We start from the raw sequence: 11,184 nt of genomic DNA, 5'->3' as shown, positions 1-11,184 counted from the left end.
ACCGAATTCAAGGGCAAACCCACCGTCATCCTCGCCAAAACCGTCAAGGGCTACGGACTCGGACCCCACTTCGAAGGCCGCAACGCCACCCACCAAATGAAAAAGCTCACGCTCCAGGATTTGAAGGAATTCCGGGATTATTTGCGCATCCCCATTTCCGATGCCCGGCTGGAAGAGGACCCCTACACTCCGCCGTACTACCACCCCGGCGAGGACGCCCCGGAGATCGCCTATCTCCTGGAGCGGAGAAGGGCGCTGGGTGGCGCGGTCCCGGAACGCCGGCCAAACCATCAGGCGGTCGAGTTGCCTGAGGCCAAGACTTTTGAGGTCGCCAAGCGCGGCTCCGGAAAGCAGCAGGCAGCCACCACCATGGCGTTCGTCCGCCTGCTCAAGGATTTGCTCCGGGACAAGAAGTTCGGGCACCGGATTGTGCCCATCGTGCCCGATGAATCCCGCACCTTCGGCATGGACGCCTTCTTCCCCACCGCAAAGATCTACAACCCAAAGGGCCAGAACTACCTGTCCGTGGACCGGGACCTGGTCCTGGCCTACAAGGAATCCGCCCAGGGCCAGCTGATCCACCCCGGCATCAACGAAGCCGGCGCCGTGGCAGCTTTCACCGCCGCGGGTACCGCCTACGCCACCCACGGCGTGCCCCTGGTCCCGGTCTACGTGTTCTACTCCATGTTCGGCTTCCAGCGCACCGGCGACGCCTTCTGGGCAGCAGCGGACCAGATGACCCGCGGCTTCATCATCGGCGCCACCGCCGGCCGGACCACCCTCACCGGTGAAGGCCTCCAGCACGCCGACGGCCACTCCCCGCTGCTGGCCTCAACCAACCCGGCAGTGGTCACCTACGACCCCGCCTACGGCTACGAAATGGGCCACATCATCCGCGACGGCCTGGAACGGATGTACGGGCCGGACTCGGAAGACCGGAACCTCATGTACTACCTCACGGTGTACAACGAGCCCATCACCCAGCCCGCCGAACCGGAGGAACTGGACGTCGAGGGCGTCATCAAGGGCATTCACCGGGTGTCGGCGTCGGACGTTGCAGGACCAAAAAGCCAGATCCTGGCGTCCGGCGTGTCGGTACCGTGGGCGCTGGAAGCCCAGCGGATCCTGGCCGAGGACTGGTCCGTCTCCGCCGACGTCTGGTCCGTCACCTCCTGGAACGAACTGCGCCGCGACGGCCTCGCCGCCGAAGAGGAAGCGTTCCTGAACCCCGGCGACGCCGCACGCGTACCCTTCGTAACCCAGCAGTTGGCACACGCACAGGGCCCGGTAGTGGCGGTCTCGGACTATATGAAGGCAGTCCCGGACCAGATCCGCCAGTTCCTCCCGCACCAGTTCGCCTCGCTCGGCGCAGACGGCTTCGGCTTCTCCGACACCCGCGCAGCAGCCCGACGCTTCTTCAAGAACGACACCCACTCCATCGTGGTGAAGACCCTGCAGCTGCTCGCCGCGAGGGGCGATGTGGAGGAGGGCGCACCGCAGTACGCCATGGACCGCTACAAGCTCCTGGACGTCAACGCCGGAATCACAGGCGGGGCGGGCGGGGACGCCTGATTCCCTGCCCGACAGGCAGGCAGTCGGGACGGTTTCCGGGGGGAGACCGCCCCGGCTGCCATTTTCATTTAGGGTGCAGCTATGGGCAATCAGGGCGCGGACAGCACGGCTGGCCGCAGGGCGACGGGCATAGTCCTGGCGGCCGGGGCCGGTACCCGCTTGGGAATGGGCCCCAAAGCGTTGCTGCCATACCGCGGGCGGCCGCTGGTGGAAGTGATCGCCGGGAGCCTGCTCGACGGCGGCTGCCGCGAGGTAGTGGTGGTGCTCGGTGCGGGGGCGCCCGAGGTCGCCACGATCGCCGACCTGGACCGTTACCGGGTGGCCATCAACCCTGCTTGGCGTTCGGGAATGGGCAGCTCTTTCCTGCTGGGCGAGCAGACGGCGGACCGGGCAGACCACTTGCTGATAGCCCTTGTGGACCAGCCAGGGCTGACCCGGGCAACAGTCGGGCGCCTGCTGGCACACCACCGTCCCGGCCGGATCACCGCTGCCGCCTACCGCCGCAGTGATACGTCCGACGGCGGCATGCCGGCTGGACATCGGGCGGGGCAGGAAAGCGAGCAACAGAACAGGCTACTCCGCGGCCATCCGCTGCTCATCGACGCTTCCCTGCGGCAATCGGTCATCGCGACCGTGACGGGCGACGCCGGGGCACGCGGCTTTCTGCGGGCGCACCCGGACCTGGTGGATGAGGTGGATTGCAGCGACCAGTCCACCGGCGAGGACATCGACACTCCGGACCAGTTGGGGCTTCTCAGCTAGGAGACCGCTGGATAAGGGCCAGCATTCCCCACGGCACGTGAAGGTGTGGTCAGCCGCGGGAATGCAGGAACCGGTCCAGGACGACTTCTCCCGGGGACGGCCCAAGGTGGAACACGTCAACCTGGCCGCCAACGGCATCCTGAAGGGTTTCCGGCCATTGGGGTGGTTCCCAGTCCTGATGTTCACTCTTATAGCGACGGCCTGAGGGTGAGATCCAGCCGGGTGGTTCGTGTTTCGTGGCCGGGGTGGGTGTCCAACCGCTGGTGTGCCTGAGGCGGTGGTGTTTGCGGCAGGGCTGGCCCAGGTTGCTGATCCCGGTGGTCCCACCGTGATGCCACGCCAACAAATGGTCTGCCTCGTTGTCCAGGGAGTTGTTGGAACAGCCCGGGAAGGGGCACTTCCCGTCCCGCATCCGCAGCCACCGGCGGATAGCCTTCGTAACCCGGTAACTGGTGCGCCCGATCTCCAACGGCGCCCCGTCCCGCGGATCCACCAGCACCCGGTAAAACGAGCCGGCACCGTCCGCCACCAACTTCCGGGCCATCGACGCCGGGATCGGGCCGTAGCCGTCAAGCATCGCCGGTTCATCCGTCAGCCCCATAAGCGAGAACACCGGCACCGTAACCAGGACCTCCGCGTGCGGGGCGCGGACCTCCGCAACAGTACCGCCGGAATCCTGCACGTTCTGCCCGTGCTGCCCGTCCTGGCCGTTGCTGAGGACGGCGTCGGCGAAGATGTCGGCGCAGAGCTGGGGCAGGGTCCGGAACTCGTCCGGGCCCTGCAACCCCCGGGCCAGGGCGGTGGTACGGTTCCACATCGCCGACGCAGTGTCCGCAGACAGGTAGGCGTGGAACCAGGCCATCCCGTCCATGTCCGGACGGTGTTCGACCCGCCGCTCCGCGACACTCCTGGCGTGGCGCTTCTCAAGGGATTCGGGGTGGTGGCGTTCCCGCCAGATCCGGGCCTTGTGCCGGAACCGGTGCGGCACCAACTCCCCCGGCCCCGCACACCCGGTGGCCGGGTTCGGTGCGTCCGGGCCCAGGAAATGCTCCTCCAACGCCGCCGCCCCGGCCCAATCCAGGGTGGCGGTTTCCTCCACCATCGCCTTCGCGTGCGCCCACGACAAGCTACCGTCCTGCAACCCCGCCAAGGTCAACGGCAAAACATCGGCCAGCACCTGCGACTCGTTCAGCAGCACACCGGCAGCCCTCGCCCCAATAGTCAGCACACCGGCGACCTCGGCGACCATCGACGCTTCCTGCGCCATCGCCCCGGATGGCACCATGGCCCGTGACGCCACAGCCTTGGCAGCTTCTGCATACCCTGCAGCCAGATGCACCTTCAACGCAGCTGTCCCGGCCTCAAGCCGGGCGACCCCAGCGAGCCCGTCCAGGCTCCGATCAGCCTGCTCCCGCAACGGATCAAAACCCTCACCGGTCCCACGCAGCACAGCACCCAACTCAGCAAGGGACGCCTCAAGGACCTCCAACGCTTCCAATGCCGCCCTGCCCGCCATACTCAAACTATGACAGGGGGGTCTGACAATGCGAGCTGACTTTAGTTCAAATTCCCTCTGCGCCAGGGTTCGTCGTCACCAGCCGTGGGAGTCCACTGCCAGTTGTTCGATCACCGGTGCTTCCGGCCCCAAGCGGCTGATTCCTCGAACCAGCCGAGTGCGGCCACAGTCTCGATGTCGGCTGCCGTGCGCACGTCGATCTGGTGTGTGTACTTGTCGTGACGAAATCGGATAACACTGCGGAGGAACGAACCGTGGTGCTCATCCCACATGTCCATGGTCAGAAGCGCTTTGCTCGTCGTGACCGGGGTGAGCCACACGAACTTCCGGGCCGCACCGTAACTCACCTGGGTCTTCGAGAACTGTTCTACGATTTCGTCACCCAGCCCGAGCACCCGGGCGGAAAGAGCATCATAGATCTCCCTAAGGGCGCCGGGAAAAAGCTGTTCTGCATCCACACTCACCATGGTGGCCCACTACGACTGGTTCACTCGCTTCAGGCCTGCATCCCGGCGCTCAGAAGCTGTTCCAGACCCCGTTTGAAACCCGAGCGTCCGCCATGGGAAGGATGCCTCACCTTGGGCACCTCGAGTCCGCTCCGCTGCAGGCTGCGGTGGGCCACATTGCCCACGGCCACCACGCTTTGGATCTCGAACAAGTCCACCAGTGCCTGCCGGAAAGGCGCCCCGAGGGCTGCTTCCGCCGGCGTCGGAGTCCGATTGGACAGGGGCTGCCCGGGCAGGTGCGGATGCCAGGGGAAGGCACTCCACAGGAGGGGCAGGAACTCCAGCTCGGCCAGGACCTGCCACATCACCGTTGCGGTCGGTTCGGCAGGCACACCCGCGGCGTCGGGCGGCAAGACGTAGCCCTTCCCTGGCCCGAACAGCCCGAAGCCGTTGGCGGGCCCCTCAAGGATGCTGCGGTTGGTGAAAGGAACCCCGGTGATGCGCATCCCCCGGAAACCGGGAGCCTCCCCCACCAGCAGCACCTTCGGCGCGCGGCCCAGCATCTCTTCGAGGTAGATCGACAGGTTGTCCCGGCGCCGCGCATTTGCGGGGACGCTGTCGTCGAAGAAGTTGGTGCAGGCAGACCCGGTTTCCGCCGCCGCGAGCCGCTCCACAAAGTCGTGGACGGAGGCAGTCACCGACGTCCTCCCAAGCTGAGTGCGTAAGAGAGCCGCCCGGGGTCCCCGTGGCGAGCGGAGCGAGGCATGGGCAGGCGGCGAACGCTACCAGCGGGGGTGGATAACTTCGCGGAAGTAGTGGTCGTAGATCCAGCGGACGCCGCCGTCGAATTCCTCATTGACGGTGACGGCCGCGGCGGCAGCGTTCGCCGCAGCCTGCTCCACGTTGCGGGCGCCCGGAATCACGGTGGTGACGCCGTCCTGCGCAGCAATCCACGCAATGGCGGCCTGCGCGGTGGTTGCGCCGGAGGGGACCAGCTGCTCGAACTCCGCTACGGCCTTCAGGCCCAGCTCGTAGTCCACGCCGGAGAACGTCTCGCCGACGTCGAAGGACTCGCCGTTGCGGTTGTAGTTCCGGTGGTCGTTCTCGGCGAAGGACGTCTCCTTGGAATACTTCCCGGTCAGCAGGCCAGAGGCGAGCGGTACCCGCGCGATGATGCCCACGCCAGCTGCCTTGGCCGCAGGAAGCACTTCGTCCAGCGGCTTGAGCCGGAAGGCGTTCAGGATGATCTGGACCGAGGCCGTGCCTTGATGGCTGATCGCTTCGAGGGCTTCGTCCGTGCGTTCCACGCTGACGCCGTAGTTACGGATGGCACCTTCGGCCACCAGGGTGTCCAGGGCGTCGTAAACCTCTGCGTTGCTGTACACGGGGGTGGGCGGGCAGTGCAGCTGGACCAGGTCCAGGGTGTCCGTTCCCAGGTTCTTCCGCGAGCGGTCCACCCACTGGCGGAAGTTGGCCAGCGTGTAGTTTTCCGGCAGCTGGTCCATCCGGCGGCCCATCTTGGTGGCCACGGTGATGTCCAGCCCCGGGTTGTCCGCCAGGAACTTCCCGATGGCCTGCTCGCTCTTGCCGTCCCCGTAGACGTCGGCCGTATCAAAGAAGTTGACGCCCGCTTCCACGGAGGCCGCCAGGATTGCCTGCGCCTGGGCAGGGTCGACGTGGCCCCAGTCAGCGCCGAGCTGCCAGGTTCCCAGTCCAACGACGGACACATTCCGTCCGGTCTTGCCTAAAATCCGCTGTTCCATCCCCCGACTATATGCAACGATGCAACGCGGGGTCAGCTTAGGCCCGCTGAACGCGCCTAATGGGGCATTTTGTGACCCCGCGTTGGCCTATGACAGGAGATGCTCCAGCTTCGGCGCCAGCCCGGCCTCCTTGAGTCCCAGGTAGATCCTGTCCCGGGCGATCGGCAACGAAGAAAACCGCACGCCCGTCGCATTCCGGATGGCGTTCGCCAGGGCCGGCGCCACGGGATTGAAGGGGCTTTCACTCATCGATTTGGCGCCCAGCGGACCCATCGCATCGTTGGTGTCCGCGAAGTACACCTCGCTGCGCGGGACGTCCGCGAAGGTGGGGATGTGGTACTGCCGCAGGATGTCCGTGGTGACCTTCCCGGCGTCGTTGACCACCACTTCCTCGTACAGCGCGGCACCGATCGCCTGGGCGATGCCGCCTTCGATCTGGCCCCGGCACTGGCGCGGGTTAACCACCACGCCGGCGTCGGCTGCCTGCACGCTCTGCAGGATTTTCAGCTCCCCCGTGCCGCGGTTCACGGCCACCCGGAAGCCATGGACGTTGAACGCGACCGAGCGCGGCGTGCCGCCCCAGCGTCCTTCAGCAGCGAGTTCGACGCCGGCATCCGCGGCCGCCTGCGCCAGTTCCGCAAGCGGCACGGGCGTTCCGTCCACAACCACGCCGTCGCCGTCGAGGACGCAGGCCGCAGCCTGGGTCTGCCGGATACCTGCTGCGAATGCCCTGATGCGGACGGCCAGCTCCTCGGCCGCGGCCAGGGTGGCCTTTCCGGCCACGACGGTGCCGGCCGAACCGAACGCGCCGGTATCGTGCTCGATCAGGTCCGTGTCCGACTGCCGCACCATAACCCGCGAGGCGTCCGTGGACAGGGCAGTGGCCGCGAGCTGGGCATGGACCGTGGTGGTGCCGTTGCCGAATTCGGCGGTCCCGACGTCGGCCTGGTACGTTCCGTCCGGCAGGAGCCGGAGCTTCGAATGGGCGAAGTGGCCGCGCGGCGGCACGGTGTCGATCATGGACAGCGCCGCACCTTCGCCGGTCAGCCAGTCCGGGCCCAGTTCGTCCAGCCCGGCATCCCGGTAGCGTTCCCGTCCCCGGTCCAGCGCATCCCGGACGAGGTCCAGGCACTGGTCCAGCCCATAGCTGCCGTAGTGGACGTCCTCCTCGGGCTGCGGCTGCGTGGACAGCATGCTGTCCCCTTCGCGGACCATGTTCCGGCGGCGGAACTCCAGCGGGTCCGTGCCGATCCCCACGGCGAGCTCGTCCATGGCCGATTCGATGGCGAAGATCATCTGGCTCAGCCCGTACCCTCGGAACGCCCCCGCCGGAACGGTGTTGGTGTACATCGCATGGGCGTCCACCTTTTTGTTCGCACACTTGTACACAGCCAGCGATTCGCCGCAGCCGTGGAACATCACGCCCGGGCCGTGGTTGCCATAGGCACCCGTATTGGTCAGGACGTCCAGCTCCAGCGCGGTGAGGCGCCCGTCGGCGCTGGCACCGGCGCGAAGCTTGATGGTGAAGGGATGGCGGGTGGTGGTGGCGGTGAACTGTTCCGTCCGGGTGAGCTCCAGCTGGACCGGACGCTGCAGCTTCAGGGCCGCGAGCGCCACCAGGTCCTCGGTGAGGACCTCCTGCTTGCCGCCGAATCCCCCGCCCACCCGGCCGGCAACCACATGCACCTGGTCTTCCTCCAGCCCGAACACCCTGCACAGCGTGCGGCGGACCAGGAACGGGACCTGGCTGGACGTGCGGATTTGGAGCCGGCCATCGCCGTCCACCGATGCGATGGCAGCGTGCGTTTCCAGGGCGACATGCTGGACGCGCTGGGTGCGGTACGTCTGTTCGTGGATGAAGTCGGCGGCAGCGAAGCCCTCGGCCACGCTGCCCAGTTCCGAGTGGAGCTCGGCCACCACGTTCCGGTCCGGCCGGGCGATCCGGGAGGCGGTGCCGTCCTTGCCGGCGTGAACCAGCGGCGCGCCGGGCAGCAGGGCGTCCTGCGGCGTGAAAACGGCGGGCAGCTCCTGGTACTCCACCTCCAGTGCACGGACGCCGGCTTCGGCGGCGCCCACCGATTCGGCTACCACGGCGGCAACCCGCTGCCCGATGAACCTCACCACGTCATCCAGCACGCGGGTATCGTCCGGATCATCGGTGAAGAGCTCGTGCTGGGCGGTGGAGAACAGCTGCGCAGGGGCGTCCTCGTGGGTGAAGACGGCCACCACGCCGGGCACCTTCAGAGCGGCCTCGGTGCTGATGGAGAGGATGCGGGCGGAGGCATGCGGCGAGCGCAGGATCTTGAGGTGCAGCAGGCCCTGCTGCTGGTCCTGCGGAATGTCCAGGGTGTAGCGGGCGGTGCCGGTGACCACGGCCCGGCTGGCAGGGGCCGGGACGTCGTCGCCCAGCTGCCCGGGTTCGGGATCCGGCTGGCTTTCCCCGGCGATGCCCGAGCCCGGTCCCTGCGGGTCCGGGTGGCCGGCGTGCCCGCAGACGGCATCGGCGATGGCACGGTATCCCGTGCAGCGGCAGAGGTTGCCCTTGAGGTTCCGCGGCAGGTTGTCTTTTTGTTCGTCGTCGAACGTGGCGGCCGTCATGAGCATGCCCGCGGTGCAGAAGCCGCATTGGAAGCCCTGCCGTTCCATGAACTGTTGCTGCACGGGGTGAAGCTGGTCACCGCTGCCGGAGGTGGCCGCGAGGCCCTCGATGGTGGTGACCGCATGTCCTTCGGCCCGTACGGCGGGGTAGATGCAGCTGTGCACGGGCGTGCCGTCCACGTGGACAGTGCAGGCGCCGCAATCGCCGCCGTCGCAGCCCTTTTTCACGCCAAGGTTCCCTTGCTCGCGGAGGAAGGTCCGCAGGCACTGGCCGGGGCGGGGTGCCGCGTCCGCTGCTGTTCCGTTGATCTCGATGGCCATGCTCAGGCCCCTTTCGAACGTGTGGTGTGCCCCGGCGGCTGGCTTGGTGCCGCGGCCCGGGGCGGCCAGAAGTCACCGGATACCGGGAGCCCGGGTGCCCCCTCCGGGGCGGCAAGCTCCGCGCGGATCTCCTCCGCGAGCCGGTAGGTCATGTCCCGCCGCCAGGCGGGCAGGCCGTGGATGTCGTCGTGGTACAGGTCGTCCGGGATGCTGTCGTCAAGCGCCGCCGCAAGTTCGTCAGTGTCCGGAAGCATGCTGAAGCGCAGCTGGACAGGCCGTTTGGTGGCGGCGGTGACGGTCAGGACCAGGGACGTGCCGCCGTCGAGCCTTCCGATCAGCAGCACCCCGGACCTACCGAGGTTGCTCAGCGAGAGGCGGCGGAACGCCGCCCGGGAAGCAAGGACCGACGCCGGGAGGTGGACGCTGCGGAGCAGCTCGCCGGGTGCCAGGGAGTTGGCGGCGTCACCGGTGATGAAGTCGGCCACCGGAACCGTGCGGCTGGTGCCGCCCGGGCCCAGGATGGTCGCGACGCCGTCGAGGCCGGCGCAGAGCGAGATGACCGGTCCAGCGGGCAGCGAGGTGCAGAGGTTGCCGCCGACGGTGGACATGTTCCACACCTTGAAGGACGCCACAAAGGAATCGCAGCACGGGCGGACCAGGTCAAGGCCCGCCCAGCTTCGGCCGGACATATCCGGGGAAGAGGGGAGGCTGTACAGCTGGGCGATGGTGCAGGTGGCCGCGAGCTCGATGCCGTCATCGGTGACGGTGACCGGCTCCCAGCCTGCGGCGCCGAGGTCCAAAAGGCGTTTGAGCGGTTGCGGGCCAAAGGCGTAGCTGCCGTAGGAGAAGAGGACCGTTCCGCCGGCCAGCCAGGCGTCGCCGTCGCGCCATTGTGCGGGGTCGGTGGTGGGGACCACCGCCTCGATGGTGTTCATGTCCATGCGATCTCCTGGGGAAGTTTGGTTGGCGCGGGCTGCCGGGGTGCCTGATGCGGTGGCTGCTGCGCGGGGTGTTGATGGATGGGGCCGGACGCCTCGCGGAGCGGGGTGCAGCCCGCCGCGCGGCTGCGGGACGCGATGAGCTCCGCCGTGATGGAGACAGCCACTTCGGCAGGAGTGACGGCGCCCAGGTCCAGGCCGATGGGTGAATGCAGCTGGGCGATCCGGCCGGGCGCGACGCCGGCTGCCAGGAGGTCGTCCACCCGCTGGAGGTGGCTGCGCCGGGACCCCATCGCGCCGACGTAGGCGAGGTCCAGGGCGAGTGCGGCTTCCAGCAGCGGAATGTCGAATTTGGGGTCGTGGCTGAGGACAGCCGCCACGGTGCGGCTGTCCAGGCGTCCGGCGTCTGATTCGGCTGCCAGGTAGCGGTGCGGCCAGTCCGTCACCACCTGGTCAGCGGCGGCGAAGCGCGGCTGCGACGCGAACGCTGGCCGCGCGTCCACAAGGGTCACGTGGTAGCCCAGCAGTTTCGCCGCAGGGACCAGGGCGGCGCCGAAATCGTTGGCGCCGAACACCAGCATCCGCGGCGGGGCGAGCCGGGATTCCACCAGGATGGCGTCCGCACCGGAATCCTGGTCCCGGTCACCTTGCAGGCGGTCCGGCAGGCAGCCGCCGGCTCCGGCCAGCCGGACCACCCCGGCGCCGCCGTTGCGGACCAGGGCTTCCACCTGAAGGAGTGACTCCCGTTCAAGAAGTCCGGCCAGCTCCGGCGATGCTGCCCCACGGAAGTTTGCCGGGTTATGGAGTACGACGGCGGCACCTCCCCGGGTGCCCACGCGGCGTACCAGCGCCACGGGCTGGCCAGAGCCCGCGTCCGCGAGTTGCCGCAGCGCGGTCCGGAGCGGGTGCGGCGCGTTTTCAGGGGCAACAGCCGCGGGCACCGGTTCAATATGGATGTCCAGCTCTCCCCCGCAGGTGAGCCCGGCGGCGAAAGCGTCTGCCGAACTGAAACCGAAGGTCTTCCGGCGGGTTCCGCCGTCGTCCATTGCCTCCAGCGCGAGCGCCACCACGGCGCCTTCCACGCAGCCGCCGGAGAGGCTGCCGAGTACGGAGCCTGATGCGGTGATGATCATGGACGTGCCCACCGGCCGCGGCACCGAACCGGTGGCGCCCACGATGGTGGCAACCGCGAACTGTCCGGCCGCATCTCGCTGCGCCCAGGAGTGGAGCGAAGGGATCAGGTCAAGCATGGCGGCACTCCTTCTTCC

Annotated in this window: 8 protein-coding genes and 1 pseudogene; 2 read left to right on the top strand and 7 right to left on the bottom strand. The window is 67.8% G+C overall.

Going from position 1 to position 11,184, the window contains the following annotated elements; genetic code table 11:
- Window positions 1–1,572 (top strand): annotated as a pseudogene (locus B5520_RS20275) (pyruvate dehydrogenase (acetyl-transferring), homodimeric type); the annotation flags it as partial.
- A gap of 81 nt (window positions 1,573–1,653) precedes the next feature.
- Window positions 1,654–2,334 carry a nicotine blue oxidoreductase gene (nboR, locus tag B5520_RS20270; RefSeq protein WP_079598876.1) on the top strand — a complete coding sequence of 227 codons (681 nt, stop codon included), beginning with the start codon at window positions 1,654–1,656 and terminating at the stop codon, window positions 2,332–2,334.
- Between the two features lie 49 nt (window positions 2,335–2,383).
- Here nboR and B5520_RS20265 read toward each other — a convergent pair whose 3' ends face one another.
- The 7 genes from B5520_RS20265 to B5520_RS20235 all read right to left on the bottom strand — a co-directional run bounded on the left by B5520_RS20265 (window position 2,384) and on the right by B5520_RS20235 (window position 11,166).
- Window positions 2,384–3,850, bottom strand: a complete 1,467-nt coding sequence (locus tag B5520_RS20265; RefSeq protein WP_079598875.1) for an HNH endonuclease signature motif containing protein — start codon at window positions 3,848–3,850, stop codon at window positions 2,384–2,386.
- A 110-nt stretch (window positions 3,851–3,960) separates the two neighbouring features.
- Window positions 3,961–4,308, bottom strand: a complete 348-nt coding sequence (locus tag B5520_RS20260) for a DUF5655 domain-containing protein (protein ID WP_139386284.1) — start codon at window positions 4,306–4,308, stop codon at window positions 3,961–3,963.
- 38 nt (window positions 4,309–4,346) lie between these two features.
- The gene (locus tag B5520_RS20255; RefSeq protein ID WP_079598873.1) at window positions 4,347–4,994 is read right to left on the bottom strand and encodes a uracil-DNA glycosylase; all 648 of its coding nucleotides are present in this window, start codon (window positions 4,992–4,994) and stop codon (window positions 4,347–4,349) included.
- 84 nt (window positions 4,995–5,078) lie between these two features.
- Window positions 5,079–6,059, bottom strand: a complete 981-nt coding sequence (locus B5520_RS20250; RefSeq protein ID WP_079598872.1) for an aldo/keto reductase — start codon at window positions 6,057–6,059, stop codon at window positions 5,079–5,081.
- A gap of 87 nt (window positions 6,060–6,146) precedes the next feature.
- On the bottom strand, window positions 6,147–8,978 hold the full coding sequence (locus B5520_RS20245) for a molybdopterin-dependent oxidoreductase (RefSeq protein WP_079598871.1): 2,832 nt from the start codon (window positions 8,976–8,978) through the stop codon (window positions 6,147–6,149).
- 2 nt (window positions 8,979–8,980) lie between these two features.
- Window positions 8,981–9,919, bottom strand: coding sequence for an FAD binding domain-containing protein (locus B5520_RS20240; RefSeq protein ID WP_079598870.1), 939 nt, complete (start codon window positions 9,917–9,919; stop codon window positions 8,981–8,983).
- On the bottom strand, window positions 9,910–11,166 hold the full coding sequence (locus B5520_RS20235) for an XdhC family protein (RefSeq protein ID WP_079598869.1): 1,257 nt from the start codon (window positions 11,164–11,166) through the stop codon (window positions 9,910–9,912). Before B5520_RS20235 ends, B5520_RS20240 begins: the two co-directional genes overlap by 10 nt.
- Window positions 11,167–11,184: the final 18 nt, after the last annotated feature.

The sequence above is a fragment of the Arthrobacter sp. P2b genome, from assembly GCF_900168295.1.
Taxonomy (GTDB): Bacteria; Actinomycetota; Actinomycetes; order Actinomycetales; family Micrococcaceae; genus Arthrobacter.
Note: the sequence above shows the minus strand (reverse complement) of the source record. Positions and strands in the feature narration are given on the sequence as shown.